Source organism: Paenibacillus sp. FSL K6-2393, from assembly GCF_038002545.1.
Lineage (GTDB): Bacteria > Bacillota > Bacilli > Paenibacillales > Paenibacillaceae > Paenibacillus.
Genome location: NZ_JBBOCU010000001.1, coordinates 4132421 through 4149609, shown reverse-complemented (window position 1 = coordinate 4149609; position 17189 = coordinate 4132421). Strand labels below are relative to the sequence as shown.

General features: G+C 44.7%; 13 protein-coding genes. 11 read left to right on the top strand and 2 right to left on the bottom strand.

Features of this window, described 5'->3' with window-relative positions; translation table 11 throughout:
- The first annotated feature begins 237 nt into the window (after positions 1-237).
- The 5 genes from MHI14_RS18100 (at position 238) to MHI14_RS18080 (ending at position 6888) form a co-directional block, all read left to right on the top strand.
- Positions 238-1839: an extracellular solute-binding protein gene (locus tag MHI14_RS18100; protein ID WP_341130951.1), complete on the top strand. Its 1602-nt coding sequence runs from the start codon at positions 238-240 to the stop codon at positions 1837-1839.
- Between the two features lie 111 nt (positions 1840-1950).
- Positions 1951-2853, top strand: coding sequence for an ABC transporter permease (locus MHI14_RS18095; protein WP_062834078.1), 903 nt, complete (start codon positions 1951-1953; stop codon positions 2851-2853).
- Between the two features lie 39 nt (positions 2854-2892).
- The gene (locus MHI14_RS18090; RefSeq protein WP_062834079.1) at positions 2893-3765 is read left to right on the top strand and encodes a carbohydrate ABC transporter permease; all 873 of its coding nucleotides are present in this window, start codon (positions 2893-2895) and stop codon (positions 3763-3765) included.
- Between the two features lie 243 nt (positions 3766-4008).
- A complete protein-coding gene (locus MHI14_RS18085) occupies positions 4009-5727 on the top strand; it encodes a hypothetical protein (protein WP_341130950.1) in 1719 nt (572 codons plus the stop codon).
- A gap of 195 nt (positions 5728-5922) precedes the next feature.
- The gene (locus tag MHI14_RS18080) at positions 5923-6888 is read left to right on the top strand and encodes a sugar phosphate isomerase/epimerase family protein (protein ID WP_341130949.1); all 966 of its coding nucleotides are present in this window, start codon (positions 5923-5925) and stop codon (positions 6886-6888) included.
- Positions 6889-7489: 601 nt separating this feature from the next.
- Here the strand turns inward: MHI14_RS18080 and MHI14_RS18075 are convergent.
- A complete protein-coding gene (locus MHI14_RS18075; protein WP_341130948.1) occupies positions 7490-8074 on the bottom strand; it encodes an AAA family ATPase in 585 nt (194 codons plus the stop codon).
- Between the two features lie 282 nt (positions 8075-8356).
- Between MHI14_RS18075 and MHI14_RS18070 the strand changes: the two genes are divergently transcribed.
- Positions 8357-8692 carry a PadR family transcriptional regulator gene (locus MHI14_RS18070; RefSeq protein WP_341130947.1) on the top strand — a complete coding sequence of 112 codons (336 nt, stop codon included), beginning with the start codon at positions 8357-8359 and terminating at the stop codon, positions 8690-8692.
- Positions 8689-10023: an FtsW/RodA/SpoVE family cell cycle protein gene (locus tag MHI14_RS18065; protein ID WP_341130946.1), complete on the top strand. Its 1335-nt coding sequence runs from the start codon at positions 8689-8691 to the stop codon at positions 10021-10023. The genes MHI14_RS18070 and MHI14_RS18065 overlap by 4 nt, the downstream gene beginning before the upstream one ends.
- A 39-nt stretch (positions 10024-10062) precedes the next feature.
- On the opposite strand, the gene MHI14_RS18060 is transcribed toward MHI14_RS18065, so the two are convergent.
- Entirely contained in the window at positions 10063-11874 is a 1812-nt protein-coding gene (locus tag MHI14_RS18060; RefSeq protein WP_341130945.1) for an ABC transporter substrate-binding protein, read from the bottom strand.
- 135 nt (positions 11875-12009) lie between these two features.
- Between MHI14_RS18060 and MHI14_RS18055 the strand changes: the two genes are divergently transcribed.
- The 4 genes from MHI14_RS18055 to MHI14_RS18040 all read left to right on the top strand — a co-directional run bounded on the left by MHI14_RS18055 (position 12010) and on the right by MHI14_RS18040 (position 17150).
- Positions 12010-13626, top strand: a complete 1617-nt coding sequence (locus MHI14_RS18055; protein ID WP_341130944.1) for a DUF4153 domain-containing protein — start codon at positions 12010-12012, stop codon at positions 13624-13626.
- Between the two features lie 92 nt (positions 13627-13718).
- The gene (locus MHI14_RS18050) at positions 13719-14069 is read left to right on the top strand and encodes a hypothetical protein (protein WP_176872672.1); all 351 of its coding nucleotides are present in this window, start codon (positions 13719-13721) and stop codon (positions 14067-14069) included.
- Positions 14006-14893 carry a membrane protein insertase YidC gene (gene yidC / locus MHI14_RS18045; protein ID WP_091031298.1) on the top strand — a complete coding sequence of 296 codons (888 nt, stop codon included), beginning with the start codon at positions 14006-14008 and terminating at the stop codon, positions 14891-14893. The genes MHI14_RS18050 and yidC overlap by 64 nt, the downstream gene beginning before the upstream one ends.
- 289 nt (positions 14894-15182) lie before the next feature.
- The gene (locus MHI14_RS18040; RefSeq protein ID WP_341130943.1) at positions 15183-17150 is read left to right on the top strand and encodes an AraC family transcriptional regulator; all 1968 of its coding nucleotides are present in this window, start codon (positions 15183-15185) and stop codon (positions 17148-17150) included.
- The last annotated feature ends 39 nt before the right edge of the window (positions 17151-17189 follow it).

The window sequence follows — 17189 nt, the reverse complement described above, 5'->3', positions numbered from 1 at the left end:
GTTATTATAGTTAACATTAACGGCGTGAAAATTGTATATTGTCAGGAAATATGTTTATATATCGCGGTATTTAACTTAAAAAACGTGAATTTTACATTTTGAAAATAGTTTATTGTCTGAATATCAGATTGTATGTAATGATTGGTGACATTCACAGGTGCAACAAAATGGGCTGAACAAAGTGGAGTGGCAATCATGTGAATTCATTCAGAGAGTGTGCGAAAGGGGAAAGGTCAAATGAGATTATTTCAAAGACGTAAGGCAGGCAAGGCAAGTTCAATCCTCGCAGTGGTAACAGCATTCACTCTATTATTATCCGCATGTTCATCAGGAAGCGAATCTGCATCTTCATCAGGAGCGTCGGGTTCGGGGGAAAAAACGACTTTGAAAGTAGAAATCTTCGACCGCGGAAATACTCCGGCGGGCTACACCATTTCGGACAGTTATCTGACTCGCTTCATACAAGAGAAGTTCGGTGATCCAAACAACATTGATGTTCAGTTTGTTCCGGTACCACGTTCGGAGGAAGTACAGAAGCTTAACGTTCTGATGGCGAGTGGCTCTGAAGTACCTGATATCGTATTTACCTACGACTCGGGAACATTCAACCGATATGCAGAGCAAGGAGGTCTGACTGAACTTACGGATCTGATCAATCAAAGCGGTCCTAACCTGAAGAAGTTCCTGGGAGATGAAACGCTGGCTTACGGTCAATACGATGGTCAACAGTTTGCGGTTCCAGGTAAACGTCTTGTACTTGGCAAGTACGCATCCTATGTTCGTCAGGACTGGCTGGATGCACTCGGACTGCCTTCACCTCAGACAGCTGAGGAGTTGCATACAACATTGAAGGCCTTTAAGGAAAAAGATCCAGGTAAGGTGGGCACAGGACTTATCCCAATGGGGATGTCGATTGCCTCGGCTCAATATGAACCACTCATCTGGTCATTCATTGAACCACTGACGGAAGAACAAAAATATACGTTAACACAACAACTGGGTTCCAATGACTATCCAACGTTGTTGCCTGGTTTCAAAGACGCCCTGAAATATATGAACACACTTTATAATGAAGGATTAATGAGCAAGGACTTTGGACTAGATAAAGACAAGAAAAAGCTGTGGGAAGATGTATCTAACGGCAAAGTTGGATTCTACACCGAGGATGCGGGGGAGATTTACATCTCCGGTACGTACAAAAACCTGCAAACCAATCAACCGGATGCAGTAATGACACCGATTGATGCATTCAAAAACTCCGAAGGCAAATTTGCCAAACCGGCATATGCACCCAATGCGATGTATGTCATGATTCCAAAATCGAGCAAAAATGCGGAAGCAGCGATGAAGTATCTGGATTGGATGGCTTCGGGCAACAACCTGTTCGACCTGCAATTCGGTGTTGAAAATGAGAACTATGAGCTCGTGGATGGTGTACCACTGATCAAAGATGATGCTTCACCTGAAATCGCAGGTCGTATCTATAATTCCGGTGACATTGCCATTATCGTTAATGGTAAATACGTTGGGGATGACAAGAAAAATGAAGAGGCTTATGTCGTACAGGTAGAGTCGAAGTATCGGGATGACATGCGCAAGTCGGTAGCCATTTCCAACACGGACACGATTCAACCGGTACGTTTCTCCAAACCGATTGATGCAGAAGCACGTTACGGTAACGGCTTGAAAGACAAATTTATGGAGTTCTTCGTGAAAACAACCATTTCCAAACCCGCTGATTTTGAAGCCACGTATGACAGCATGATGAAAGACTACATGGCAAGCGGTGGTCAAGCGATCCTGGATGAACGTACAGAAGCTTACAAAGCGATGAAATAAGTAGAGTAGAGTTCACATCTAATGTGTATGACAACAAAGAACAGGGAATTCATTAGGGCGATGGCAACATCGCCTTGATGAAGAATCCTGAATGACATGGGGGGAAGGTTTATGAAAACAAGCATCTATTTCCGCAGAAACTGGCAACTATATGCGTTGCTCCTACTGCCCATGATCTACTTCATTATTTTCAAGTATGGGCCAATGTATGGCGTGCAGATTGCGTTCAAGGACTTTAACTTCTTTCAAGGGATCTCCGGTAGTGAGTGGATTGGCTTGGATGCATTCAGAGAAGTATTTCAAAATCAGGGATTTTACACGGCATTACGCAACACGTTAGTGCTTAACATGCTGGATCTGCTGGTGTCCTTCCCGGCGCCGCTTATATTGGCCATCTTATTGTTCGAGCTTAAAAAGGCTTGGTTCAAAAAACTGGCACAAACTTTACTGTACATTCCTCACTTTATTTCGTGGGTCATTATTGGAGGGATCGTACTTCAAGTATTTGGTACACAATCGGGTTTTATTAACAATATCTTGATGAGCATGGGATTTGATCCATTACCATTCCTTTCAGACAAAAACTATTGGCTCTTCACGTATCTTGCGGTAGGCGTGTGGCAGAGTGCCGGCTGGGGTACGATTCTGTATCTGGCATCCCTGACAGGAATTAACCGGGAACTGTACGAAGCGGCAGAAGTGGATGGAGCAAGTCGGCTACGCAGAATCTGGCACATCTCCTTGCCAGGCATCAAAACAACGATTGTTACCTTATTGATCATCAATGTCGGCAACATGATCTCTATCGGGTTCGACCGACCATTTATTATCGGAAATGTGGCTGTACGTGAATACTCGGATGTGCTCAGCACGTTTGTGTATCGTGTCGGTTTACAATCCGGTCAGGTCACGCTCGCAACAGCTGTAGGTTTGTTCCAGGCATTAGTTGGACTTGTCTTCATACTCGGAGCAAACTATACGTCCAAGAAATTGACCGATGAGAGCATTATGTAGTGGATTTGATTCACATATGATCTGTAAGGAGTGAGTGAGATGTCTGAAAACACGGCGAATCGAATATTCAACACGGTAAACGTCATTCTTATTATCATTACGATGGTGCTGTGTCTTGCACCATTCATTCATATTATTGCGATCTCGCTCAGCTCAAACCGGGCGATCGGTTCAGGAGAAGTTTCCTTTTTCCCAAAAGAGTTATCCTTTGAGGCGTATACCAAAGTATTTGCAGATGGATCGATGATTCGTTCCCTGATCTATACGATCTGGCTGACCGTCCTGAGTACGGTGTTAAGCATGGCGATGACCATTGCAGCAGCTTATCCACTGGCGAAGAGTAATCTGAAAGGGCGTAAGTGGTTCATGCTTGTCATTGTGGTGACGATGTTCTTCAGTGGGGGCATTATTCCCGAGTACATTCTGATCAAAAATCTGCATCTACTCGACAGCACATGGGGACTTATTCTGCCTGGATTGATTAGTCCATTCTATATGATTATCCTCATCACCTTCTTCCGAGGGATTCCCGAAAGTCTCGAAGAAGCGGCGGGCATTGATGGAAGCAGCCACTTCGGAACACTTATGCGTATTATTTTGCCGCTATCCCTTCCGGTTATGGCAACACTGAGCCTGTTCTACGCAGTAGGACGGTGGAATGGTTTCCAGGATGCACTGATGTATATCACCAAGCCTGAACTATACCCTTTGCAATTGAAATTGTATCAGATGATTCAGCAAAACCAGATTACAGAACTGATGCAGAACGAAGGCATTGGTGCCGTTCAAGTCCTGCCTGAGAGTCTGAAAGCAGCCAGCGTTATTTTCTCAACCTTACCGATCTTGCTTGTGTATCCGTGGTTGCAGCGGTACTTTATCAGTGGCGTAATGGTAGGTGCTGTAAAAGGTTAATAGAGGTTGTTCAAAAAGTTCACTTTTGATTACGAATGATGCCTAGTGGCATCATCAGCATCGAATATGAAATTTAGCCGAAATAGGTTGATGCTTACGAAGTATGTTTCCTTCAGAAACATTGTAGTTGCTCACGTAGTTGTCCTACGCTCCGCTACTCCATTTCTAGCTTAATTCCATCTTCTTGGTACTGAAAACTGATCTTTTTGAACACGCACCTATAGTCTCGGGAGGTTGCATGACATGACACAACGAATGGTAGAAAAGATGTCGAAAGAGCAGCAGTATCTTGTAAACCAGTCCATGACGATGATGGATAGCTTCTATGATAAGGAACTGGATCTGCTTCGGAGTTTTGAAGAAGAGGATTCATCGCAGCACAGCACACGAGCCAGTGCACATTATGCGCTTGGGTTGTTGATTCGAAATGAGCCTGGTGATGTGGAACGCGCGATACAAGTGTTCCACAAGGTGCTCGATGTTCAATATGACGCTCCGGATGAGATCTATCACGGAACCTTTGCGACCCGACCAACTGATGCGCATCCACCAGCGGGTCACTATGCTTGGAAATCTTTTGCGCCAGGCACGGCCTATTTCCTGGAACGCACCTTTGAGAAGGTGTCTGCGCAGTTTATCCATAAACTACAGGAAGATGGATCTCTGCTCACAGAGGCGGCAGATTCCAAACAACTGAAACGCCTTTTTCATTCGGCAGTGAATCAGATTCTGCCACCGGTCTGGATCAGCTATGATCCCAACTGGCGTGAGTTTATCGCTTGTGTCTGTGTGGTCGTAACTGCCGAATTCGGTGAACTTATACCGGAGATACTCATGAAACGGATGGACCATGCGATGGAGTTGGCTGTGCAAGGGTCAATAGAACGCAGGTTATCTGACGTAATCCCCATGAACACCAATATTGAGTTAATGCATATTTTCATTACCCACTACTACGGCCATCGCTTGAACCGAACAGAATGGATTCAGCATTCGGATGAAAAGGCGGAGGGATTGATGAAGGAGTTTGAACAGTACGACGGGACATTCGCTGAATTCAATACAACAACGTATTACGGGGTGGATCTCTCCGTGCTTGGCATGTATCGAAAGTATGGACTCACCAAACATTTAGTTGATATTGGACAACGGATTGAACATGGGCTGTGGAATAACATTGCGCTATATTACAATGCCAACCTCGAGAATCTCTCCGGCCCATTCTCTCGGGCGTACGACATGGAGATGCGAGAGCATAGTTCGATCGGTGTATTTATCTATCTCTTGTTAGGTGAAGGGTATGAATATCTGGCAGGAATCAACTGTGAGTCAGGCCATGATCCACTGATTGCGCTCCTTGGGGTGGATGTGCCCACGGAAGCCGTGCCGTATTTCAAGGCTCATCAAGAGGATCGGCTTGTGCAGAAACAGTTCATGGAACTGTGTGAGCGCAATGATCCAACGTCTAACCGGAATCTATGTACGGCCAAAGCCTGGATTGGTGAGGACCGGATGATCGGGGCCATGTCGGGAAGTGTGAATACCAACGGCCAGATGCATCCAGCTACAATCCACTGGCAGACAGAAACGGGTGAGCGTTATTATCTTCGCTTGATCCGCCGTGAGGTAGGCGAGGGGTGGAACAGTCATCTGCGCGGAGTGACGTTTGACGTGGATCTCACGCCAGATTCGTTAACCATTGATGTGGAGCTGGATACGGCGGAAGAGATCGATGTTTATTTTGAAATCAGAGGGCCATCCCTTCGTCAGCAGGACATTACACCAGCGTTATGGCAGTTCCCTGGACTTACGTGTACCGTGAAGGCTGAAGCGCCTGAACCATCCGTATTAATGTACGTGAATCATGCGGAGATCATCTATCGTTATGTGCCTGGGAAAACTGCGAACAAGATGAAATTTGAATTGACTCTCCGTGAAGACAACGGTATGAGGAATAAATAGGTATATAAGATGAACTGAACATTTACAGGAGAACGAAGAGTGCAGAACGGATCTAAAGAAGCGGAGCGTTCGCCTGAAAGCTTTCTGCAAGAAAGCTGCATCGGAAGCATAAGCTATCACCGGATTTTTCCCTTTGGAGAAGGGGATCAAAAAAATCTGGGGAAGGCGATAGAACGAGAGATAGGAGGACCAATCATGTATACGGACAAACAGGAATATTCGTTTTCAACATGTTGGAATATCAAACGTCATACGACCGGACAAGGCATGATCGAAGAGATCAAGTCTCTCGGATTCAGACAGGTTGAATTGAATTATAACGTTACGGAAGAGATGCTGCAGACGATAGAACCGATGATTGAACGGGGAGAAATCGGTGTATCCAGTGTGCATAATACATTCCCGCATGTGGCTGATCCAGATTACGGGACGGATTCCGTCCTGCTCGGATTCGATGATGAGCCGCGCCGCAAACGGGCGATTGAACTGTTACTTCGCTCAGCCGAGTACGCTCATCGTTATGGGGCCAAGGCTGTCGTTGTACATCCGGGTGAGGTTCCGTTTGAATACAATATAGATGAAGCGTTGAAAAAGATATACCACGATCAAGGACCGGACTCACCGGCATATCAATCTTTATGGCAAGAGATGCTGGAGAAGCGGGCAGATGTCAGCGCACATTACCTGAGACGGATTCAGGAGAGTCTGGAAGAGGTATGTGACTTGTCTGAGCAGCGAGGATACGGGGTGAATTTTGGTATTGAGACCCGTTCACGCTGTTATCAGATGCCGACTTTGCACGAAGCCGGAACGATTATTGGACAAATGAAGGGCGCGCCGCTTGGTCTCTGGTACGATATTGGTCACGGCATGATGATGGATCGAATGGGGTTGTATGACAATGTACGTGAGGCTAACGCGTTGATTGATCACGTGGTTGGCGTGCATATTCATGAAACCGTAGGGTTGGCAGATCATTGGTGTCCATACATCCATAGTAAAGACATGACCTTCTTTGATTCATTTTTGGATATTATCGACCGTTCTCCGGTGAAAGTATATGAATTAAAAGCCGCGTGTACACCGGAAGAAATCGATGAGAGTCATGGAATAATCACGGCCCGTATTGCTGAACGTCATGCTGCGCGTCAGCGCGGATAGGGAGATGGGTATATTTTATGCTAAGTGCATGGATAGGTGGATGGTAGGGGGACGGAGGAATGTGAAGTATTCTTCTCGGCAGATATCTGATGTCCAATTGGAGTAGAAGGTATCGTCTATTCCCTGTGTTGTGCGGGGATGTTTAATGGAAAAAGGGATCGGTTTCATCGGCCTGCTAGGCTTGGTGAGACGGACCCCTTTTTTTTGATATTGTTAGATATGTATATGTGATCGGTGTACAGCTTTCATTCAGATCACATTCGAATAGCATTCAGAAGCATTTTTGCGCACAATTGGCTTCATTGCTGGGCACTCTTTGGAAAGTTAACGAACCTGGCGCACCCTATTCCAAGCATATGAGTCAGATTGAAATCGTAAGGAATCTGAGACACCTTATCAATTCGTGTATAGCCCGTTTTTGCCCATTTCCACTTGTCTGCTCCAGTTTAGCGTTACTGAGGTTCGTTAGAATTTTCATGTTAGTCCAAACGAGGTAATAATGTGCCTGGGATTCGTTAGCGTGTTAGAAGTGAGTCAGAAGTTGGCGAGAGAAGCGTTTATTATACCTATCACCAAAGTAAGATTGAGTGTGTCATTCTGTTTACTCGTACATCCGTCGTTCAAGTTCAGCATAGGCAATCGCAGGATCATCACTAGAATTATCAATATATGCGACGGATGCAGAAGGGAGCGGCCAAGCTACTTCTTTACGGACGAGAGAAGCTGTGAAGGCATCCCAGTTGGCTAACTTCCATTCATCAAGTGGGGATTGTCTTGCTGAGATCCGTTTGTGATACAACGCTTCATTCTCTAGATAAATATAGGCAACTCGCACATCCGTATCTGTCAGAGAACGTCCAATCCGTGCGAGTTCCTGCTCGATCCAGTCAGGGGTACCGATTTCCTTGGTAAATGGGCCCACAACGATTGTATCGATACCCAACTGAACGTTATCCAGAGCGGCGTCCATCGTAATGCGGTACCCAAGATCACGGCACAACCTTTTGTATTCAGGCGAATCTCGGTCGGATGGGTCAAGTCCCTGAAGGGTCATGATTGCCTCAGCCGCAGGACGAAGCAGAATATCCATGTCGAAGAAAGCAGCTTTATGTTTACGGGAAAGGGCTTTGGCAAGTGTGGTCTTGCCACTTCCGGCCCCGCCGAGAAAGAAAATTAGTTTGCTCATGAATGTAATGCCTCCTTAATGTATTGAAAAAATAGGATATGTAATTGAAAAATACACGAATATATAGATCCATCATTAGAGTTCGTGAATGAAGGACTTGTTTATTTTAACATAAATAAAGAAGCTTGTTGGCTAGACAGAAAAGGAAGGATAAGGTAATATCATACCTAGTTGTTCTATGCATAGGTTTCCGATGTATGTGAAAAGAAGAGATTTGAAAGTGTCATTTTTCAAAATCTAAAAATTCTTGCTAAATGAATTGAAAAGGAAGGAGTGAGCGCGTTGCAGGTTAACAAACAAATGATTAAAGGCAGTACCGAGACATTGATTCTGACCTTGCTTCAGGAACGACCGTTGTATGGTTATGAATTAATTAAGGAACTACATCGTCAATCTGAGGGTGTGTTTAATTTGAAAGAGGGCACGTTATATCCTATTTTGCATGCCATGGAGATTGAAGGATGGGTAGAGTCGTACTGGATGGAGGTTGAAGGCCGTAAACGGAAATATTATTCGATTCGTGACAAGGGGATGGAGGCCTTACAAAGTAAAAAAGCAGAGTGGAATTTGTTCCGTCGAGCAGTGGATCGGGTGCTTGGGGAAGGAAGCCTCACATGACGAATCGACATGACCGAATTCAGCATTATCTTGATCACATGTGTGTTCAGGTTAAAGCTCGCGAAGTACATAACGACTTGCGTGATGAGTTGGGAAACCACATGGAAGAAATGATGTTGGACAAAGAACAAGAAGGTTATTCGGAAGAAGAAGCAATTGCATATGCCATTGAACAGATGGGCGATCCTGCAGTAGTGGGCAAGAGTATGCACCGATTGCATCGTCATCGTATGCATTGGGCGCTGTTAACGGGAATTGCCAGTTTGCTAATAGTAAGCCTGCTGCTGATGTGGATTTATACGACAAATATTTCAGATGAAAACTATCAGTTGATATATATAAGTCATTTGATGTATACCATTTTTGGTTTAATACTGATGGTGTTTTTGATGTATTTTGATTATCAAAAATGGAAAAAAGCTGCCTGGTGGATCTATATTTTGTTAAGTGGTATGTTGTGGATTAATCCGCTGGTATCACCGTTTGATTACGGTGTACAACGGTTTTGGAGCATATTCGGTTTTACAATTGATCTTACAACAACATCGATGTGGGTGTTGCCTCTCGCCATAGGTGCAATTATGCTGGATAAGTTGAGCACCAAGTGTGATGTACAATCCGTCTCAACATATATGCTTCTTGTGGCTTTGCCGTCTTATAGCCTATTTCAAGCTTCAGATTGGGTACGATTGTTTCTGTTCGGAACGGCAACGCTAATCATGCTTGCCTGGATTACACGAAAATGGCTCTATACTTTCATCGGAGCTACAATAACCGGAAGTGTTATTATGTTGCAGTTGTTTTTGACAGGTGAATACAAGCGCTTTGAGAGACTCTCTGTCGTTTTGAATCTTCAGAATGATCTGCTGGGGAACTTCGAGTATAACCGTTCAATTATAAGTATCCTTCAGTCAGCCGGATGGTGGGGCAACGGTTTTGACATAACCTTTGGAATTTCCCAAAGGTTTTATATGGACTATCCCGGTGTGATGCTTATTGATGTGTTTGGCTGGTCAGCAGGTATTTTGCTATTGCTTGGAATCGTATGGTTTATTGCCAGTATGTTAAAGACGTTGCCGTGTATTAGGGATGATTTTGGTCGAATGATTATTTTCAGTATTACAATCACGTTCGCTTTGCAAATGTTATATTCTCTTGCGATGACTACCGGGAAGGTTCCAATTGTCAGTGTCAACTTTCCTTTTATCGGGCGCGGCATTCATATAATATTAGAATACGCCATGATGGGTTTACTGCTTGGAGTATATCGTCGTAAAGATACCATTTTATTAAGCAAACCGAGACAGCCGATCACGACAATATTAAAATAAAATAGACACGTGATCGGATGGTATAAGTAATATGATGTTTTAATCAAACTGACGTGCTCGTGCGTCAGAAGGAAACCAGATATGAAGCAGGTTTGCCCAGCCCTGGCTGTTGAAAGATACACCACGCACGGAAGGCAAGTAAGCGGTCTCTACTGGTTTTTCTGATAAATGGAACAGTAGGTTCTGGCTCACCAAGAATTGCTCAATTCGCTCTAATTCAGAAGTTCGATCTGCTGCGATGGGAGAGGCGACGATGGTTTGCAAGATCTCATGGATCGTTATACGAGCAGAATCTTCCAGATGCTCAGACAATGTGGAGTAGAGATCATACCTGCGCAGTTCTTCGTCCCTGTCCCGAATGAGCGAGAAGAGAATCAGATCAGATTCCAGCCGCAGATTCCCTTTGAACTGCTCCATCGTAGCGGTACGGACGGTACAGGTGAAACCGCTCCGCTCCAGTATGGACGCCAAATGTTGAGCATCCCTGCGATATTGTGGAATGGTTGCAATGTGCAGGGAAATGGGACTAGGCGAAGTGAGTCGTTTAGTAATATCTCTAAATCCCTCATGCTCAACCATCCCGATATTCACGGCAACAGAGTCAAGAGCGACGACCTCAGAGTCATCTGCATGTCCGTCATCTCTATACATTCCAGCAAGGCATGACTGAAGGTGTGCTCTTACTTCCGGATCGTTTAACGGTCCGGTTTTTTGCGTATTACACGTGAGTAATTTATGAACCATCACCCCTGCACTAATCTGTGTCCAGTCTGCACCCGCAGACGAAGACGGATTATGAACAAGATGAAAGAACGGAGTTTCGATATCTTGGCTATCGTCCATTTTTGCTGAGGCACTCCAAGGAATTTGCAGGATATCTACCCGGTCCATATGTGCTCTACCCTGAAAATACGATGAAAAGGCTTCAAGTCTGCACAAGTGATCATCCCAGGCGGTGACCTTGAACGATCCCGTCCCAACAGGTTTTTGCATCCCATGCACATCACTCGAAAGCTTCATCTTATGTTCGTTTGTTCCTGGTGAGGGTACAATCGCCGCACGACTTGTTGTCAGGAAAGACAAAAACAATTCATGGGGGTCTTTCAACTGGAAACACACGGTTAAGGAATCGACCGCTTCAATAGATAGAATCTGTTTACTTACATCACGGTACAGTGTCCGGAGATCTGTAGATTGCAGCCGTTCGAACGTATGCACAATATCATGGGCCGTCAACAACTGACCATCGTGAAATGTAATACCTTTTCGCAAATAAAAGATCCAGGTCTTTCGGTCTGCACTGACATCCCAGGTATGAGCGAGACATGGGAGAATCTCTCCCTGTTCACCCCGCTGAACCAACCCGTCAAAGACATGGCTGGTAACAAAGGATTCAGCTAATAGATTAATGTACAGCGGATCAAGCGCATGAAGCTGTTGGCGCAGGGGCAACCGAAGCGTATCAATCTGCTCATTATTGGTGCCGGCTTCCGTATGATGTCCTGAATATCCAAGCAACCACTGGTTTAGATGATCCTGCATGATTGTTGAACTGGAGAATGCGCTCACCTGCTCGGCAGCTTCCTGCAACTCCCGGCGATTCATGGCCTGCATCATATATTCTGCGGCGATTTGATCAGCCGGAACAAGCAAAGTCAGTGAAGAACGCCGACCCCGGCCACGCTGGGAAACCCAACTAATCCAATCATGGGCAACCATCTTTTTGACAATCGTTAACGTATTGCGGTGCGTACAATTTAGCAACTCAGCGAGATCGGCGAGTGTAAGTTCATGTTCTGTATGGTGGCCGTAATGACGATGCAACAGCAGATATTGCTGATGTAATTTCAAAGTGTTGATTCCCTCCTGGAGGCGAACTCTGACGTATTCCTCTAAAATAAGAAGTTTTGTCGATTTTAATTTCTATTTATATTCCTATTTTATCATCTAGAATATAGCATAGAAAGGTTAATGGAGGTTATTCCCATGATTGATAAAATAATGGCTTCACCGCAACGCGCTCTAATCACGCTACTGTCTGCATGGATGCTGGCGATCATTCACCAGTATTTATTCTATGGTAAAGAGATTGGCGTATCGTATCCTATCTTTGTAATTCTCTTTTATGTCTTCATGTATCTGTTTGCACGGGACCGCATGAGGTCTTTCAAGTTCATTGATGCTTTTGTAGCGGCTGTAGTGCTATTGTTGTCGCTAACGTTCCTGTTATACGACAATGAACTGCTGTATGTTCTTAATTTTCTGGTTATACCTGGCGTAGTTATCTTACATATGACGTATCTGATGGGCAGAAAACAGAAGCAGTGGTGGGAGATCGGTTTGATTGGTACGGCTATTGACCATTTGCTGCCTCAAGCCATACGTCATTGGGGGACTATTGCTGCCATTGCTGTGAGAGCAGGCGGGCGTGGCATGGGCAAATCCCAGAAAACAGTTGTGTTCAAAGTGCTCATTGGTCTTGTGGCGTCCTTGCCTATCCTCATTGTAGTCGTTGCATTACTGTCCTCCGCTGACGGGGTCTTTGATCAGTATTTAGCCGGTTTTCCGGAGTGGCTGAATCAGCTGGCTTTTACTCCAGGGATACCGAGAATCATCTGGACTGTCATCGCAGGTGTATTGCTGTTCGGTTATGCATGGGGATTTGTACAGCCAATGCAATATGAGGCAGAGAAGAGAGAGAACGCACATTGGAAAAATGGAGCATCCACGGTTGATAAGCGTGATCACACCTATATATTCTCTCCTGTGGACCCGGCCACTGAAGGTCAGGTTACAAATAAGATTACACCCGAGCCCGAACGCACTCCGGTTCATCGGGAACCATTCAGATTGGACCCCATCATTGTGGGGACGATGCTGATTGTCATTAACTGTGTGTACGTTTTGTTTGTACTTGTACAGTTTTCGTATCTGTTTGGTGCAGGAGAGGGGCATCTTCCGGTAGATCTGTCTTACGCAGACTATGCGAGAAGTGGATTCGCAGAGTTAATTCTCGTCACAGGTATTAACTTCTTTATTCTTATTGTTGCTTTGCAGTATACCCGTTCGAGTGGCAAAGCGGGTTCCATCGTGCATCAGGTACTTCTCCTGATTCTGGTCAGTTGTTCAGCAATTATGTTGTATTCCGCGTTTATGCGCCTTAATCTGTATGAGCAGGCATATGGATATACGTACATCCGCTTTCTGGTACACGCATTCATGATCTTCCTCGCACTCCTCTTGCTGATTGCTGGCCTTCGTATACGGTACACATCAATACCGCTGATCCGCTGGTATATTGTGCTTGCGCTCACTGCATATGTTGCTGTCAACTATGTGGGCATGGATAAACGGATTGCCGAGCTGAATATTGAACGTTATCATCAGACTGGCAATATTGATGTAACCTATCTGGCAAGTCTGTCGGCAGATGCAGTTCCGTTACTTCGAGATTTTGCTCAGGAGGAGTACCCGGATCTCAAGAGGGAAATGCTGGAACGTCAAGCCTACTTGGACGAGGATTCATCAGATCGTTCATGGGCTTCTTATAACGTGGCAAGACACCGAGCTGAGCTAGAAATGTCCAAATTGAGAACGGAATAGCTGAATAGTAGTTGTTTTCCCGTACGGATTTATGCAAAAACAATATGTAAGTGTTATAATATAAAAACTAACCTATAAAGGGGGTGAATCCCTTGTTTGAACTGCAGGAGTTATTACCATATTTATTCTCGATTGGACTCATCTTCACCGTCAGTTATGCCTATATTGCCCATCTTCATTGTGGCATGACAGAGTACTGGATGGAAGGTGGCGCCGGTGGTGGACTTGAACCTGTTCTTCCTGCCCTGTGTTTGGACAGACAGCATAGACAGGAAGACTGGAGCCGAATGATTAGACGAAGAGAAGCGCCCGATGAAGATGAACCAGATTGTCATTCCTCGTTGAACGATTGGTCAACAAATCAACGAGGAGGATATATATGGAACATAAGACTAACAAGGGATTCACTTTTAGATCGGGCAAGGGACGGATCTATGGCCTGATTGCCATTTTGTTTGCAGTCATGCTGCTTGCCGGATGCAGCAACAACGTGTCGGAGATTACTTCATCGACACCGGGATTTTTTAACCACTATGTTGTATTTCCACTGTCGTATCTGATTCAGCATATTGCCACGATATTTAACGGAAGCTACGGGGTCGCGATTATCGTGATTACGCTGGTCATTCGTTTAGCACTGTTGCCATTGATGATGCGTCAAGCCAAGTCCCAGCAGGGAACACGAGTCATCATGAACGCCATGAAACCTGAAATGGATGCGCTCAAGAAAAAATATGAAGGCAAAAATGACCCTGCTGATAAGCAAAAGCTGTCTCAGGAAACGATGGAGCTATACAAGAAACATAAGTTCAATCCGCTGAACATTGGTTGCTTGCCAATGCTCATTCAGTTGCCTATCCTGTCCGGTATTTACACAGCCATCCGACTTACACCGGAGTTGTCCTCCCACTCGTTCCTGTGGTTCAAACTGGGAGCGCCGGACTATGTACTCGCTGTGGTGGTCGCGGTCATATATCTGATTCAAGCCAAGGTATCACAAGCCAATATGGCGCCTGAGCAGCGAAAACAGTTCGCCATCATGGGATATCTCTCCCCATTGATGATGGCATTCTTTTCTCTTACAGCTCCGGCAGCGATGCCGCTCTACTGGACAGTTGGGGGTTCGTTCCTGGTACTGCAGACGTTATTGTTCCGCAAAATGTACCCGGTGGAACATCCACAGGAGCCAGTGGTTGTGGAAGTAAGTAAGAAAAAGAATAAAAAATCGAGCTCATCCAAACCTTCTCGGAAACCTGCAAAGTCTTAATAAATTTGGTCGCAGGTGACAAGAGAAACATGGTGACTACGTAAACTTGTTGAATACAAAAAAACATAATGAAGAAGCCTGATCCATATGGATCAGGCTTTTTTTGTACTCTCAGGTGTTCCTTTTTAGTTTTTTTTACGAAAGCGGATGAAAAGCATAACGTCTACTGCCTGTTCCCCAATATCACTTAATGATGATATACTTACCTGATCAAATATGATATTGATAATCAATATCAATTATTGAGTGATGTATACATTGGAAAAAGTGAAACGAGGAGCGCGGATAGATGCAAGAGGAAGAAGCAAGACAGGGATTTACACCGGAGATGATTGATATGATGGCCAGTATCTGGACACGTTCGATCATTACATTAATAGATGTACGCTTTCAGAATGTAGCGTCACAATACCCGTTGGAGCAATATAAAATGCCTAGTAGCATGTTTATCTATGCATATGGGGGAGAAGCGCAAATCCAACTGAATGAAACCACATTTGCAATGGAACGCTTCGGTTTAGTTCACGGAGGGAAGGGGAGCCTGCTCAGTATTACACCTAAAGAGGAGATGGTGAAGACCTTTATGGTGTTTTATAGAGCAGAATCACCTCTCTTTTTCAAGAAACATTTGCAACAATTACTGGAGCAAGTCAATCCATTTGTTCAACAGTTTGGTTATACGCCAAGTAATCCCATCTTGCTACGCGATTGGTTCCAACGGATGATGAATGGCTGGAAACGTGGCAAGGCGATGGATCAGCTACAGGCCAAAAGTTTTCTATATCAATTGATTCATGAGGTGTATAGGGATTTGGAGGGTGGTGAGATTCGGTATCTCCAGCCAGATCCAGCCTGTTCTGCCAAGATATATCTCGATAAACATTACAGGGAGCCGATTATGTTTCAACAAATTGCCGATATGTTTGGGATCAGTGGTGGACAATTAACGCGGTTGTTCAAAAAAAGGGAAGGGATGAACTTACAGGAGTATCTCATTCAGAGAAGGATTGAAGCTGCCTGTCATGACTTGAAACATACAGAAGCGACGGTTAAAGAAATCGCAACTGGAGCTGGTTTCGCAGATGAGAAAAACCTGTTCCGCATGTTTAAGAAACATTACAAGATGACGCCAAGTGATTATCGGAAAATAAACGCACTATCCATGCAGGTTGATGGTATTGATAATGATTCTCATCTCCCTTACGATGAGAGGGAACTAGCGAGCCTAGTCAAGTCTTATAGAGATGGGGAATCAACGATGTTTGGATCTTTAAGAAGTAAAGAAATAATTTTGGCGGCGGCGATAAGCATAATGCTGTTATTGACGGCATGTACGTCAGGGACGCCAGCGAATAATGGGGGAACGGCAAATACAACTCCTGCGCAGGCACAGCAGACGGCACAACAGGAAGGGTCGGAGACAAAAGCTTCAGAAGCAGCCTCACAGACCAGAACGATATCCACAGTTAAGGGTGATGTTGAGGTACCTAACAACCCTCAGCGAGTTATAGTCGATTATTTGGTTGGTGATGTGGTAGCCCTAGGTGTAACTCCTTTAGGTGTGGCTAGAGCTGCACGAGGAGAGACAGAGCCTGTTTATGCTAACCAGATTACAGACTCCATAAAAGTAGCCATGGAGCCGGAAGATATCATGACGCTTGAGCCTGATCTGATCATTTTGGCATGGAGCGATGAGTCGTATGATGATTTATCCAAAATTGCCCCGACCATTTATGTTCCCTATGGTGATATGACTACAGAAGAGCGGATACAATTTATTAGCGATGTTTTGAACAAACAGGAAGAGGCTAAGGATGTCTTGAATGCTTATAACGGAAAAATCGAAGAAGCAAAGCTAGCCTTTCAGAATGCGGGTCTTTCCGATATGACGATTACGGTTGGAGAATTCAGTGATAAAAGTAACTACATAGCTGGAGCCAAGCATGCCGTTGGCGAGCTTGTTTACAATGAACTTCAATTGCAGGCACCTTCAAAAGTCCAAACGGATATTATCGATGCAGATAAATATTGGGGTGATGTCTCCATGGAAGTATTACCCGCTTACTCTGGGGATTATATGATCTTCTTAGGAGATGGAAACGTTGCTTCTGATAATGCTGTGTGGAATGCCATACCTGCTGTGCAACATAATCGGATCGTAAAGGTGGATTCTTCGCTATCTTGGTCCACCGACGTAATGACTTCCAGTGCATTGATTGATTATATTGTTAGTCAATTGCTGGCATTAGCTAAATAAGAGTTAGAACGAAATTTTAATTGAACACTCCAATTTTTC

Bases quoted from the DNA above. Each gene is read 5' to 3' on its own strand.
- MHI14_RS18075 (WP_341130948.1), bottom strand. From the start codon at position 8,074: ATGAGCAAACTAATTTTCTTTCTCGGCGGGGCCGGAAGTGGCAAGACC.
- MHI14_RS18095 (WP_062834078.1), top strand. From the start codon at position 1,951: ATGAAAACAAGCATCTATTTCCGCAGAAACTGGCAACTATATGCGTTG.
- MHI14_RS18090 (WP_062834079.1), top strand. From the start codon at position 2,893: ATGTCTGAAAACACGGCGAATCGAATATTCAACACGGTAAACGTCATT.
- yidC (WP_091031298.1), top strand. From the start codon at position 14,006: ATGGAACATAAGACTAACAAGGGATTCACTTTTAGATCGGGCAAGGGA.
- MHI14_RS18080 (WP_341130949.1), top strand. From the start codon at position 5,923: ATGTATACGGACAAACAGGAATATTCGTTTTCAACATGTTGGAATATC.
- MHI14_RS18040 (WP_341130943.1), top strand. From the start codon at position 15,183: ATGCAAGAGGAAGAAGCAAGACAGGGATTTACACCGGAGATGATTGAT.
- MHI14_RS18100 (WP_341130951.1), top strand. From the start codon at position 238: ATGAGATTATTTCAAAGACGTAAGGCAGGCAAGGCAAGTTCAATCCTC.
- MHI14_RS18085 (WP_341130950.1), top strand. From the start codon at position 4,009: ATGACACAACGAATGGTAGAAAAGATGTCGAAAGAGCAGCAGTATCTT.
- MHI14_RS18065 (WP_341130946.1), top strand. From the start codon at position 8,689: ATGACGAATCGACATGACCGAATTCAGCATTATCTTGATCACATGTGT.
- MHI14_RS18055 (WP_341130944.1), top strand. From the start codon at position 12,010: ATGATTGATAAAATAATGGCTTCACCGCAACGCGCTCTAATCACGCTA.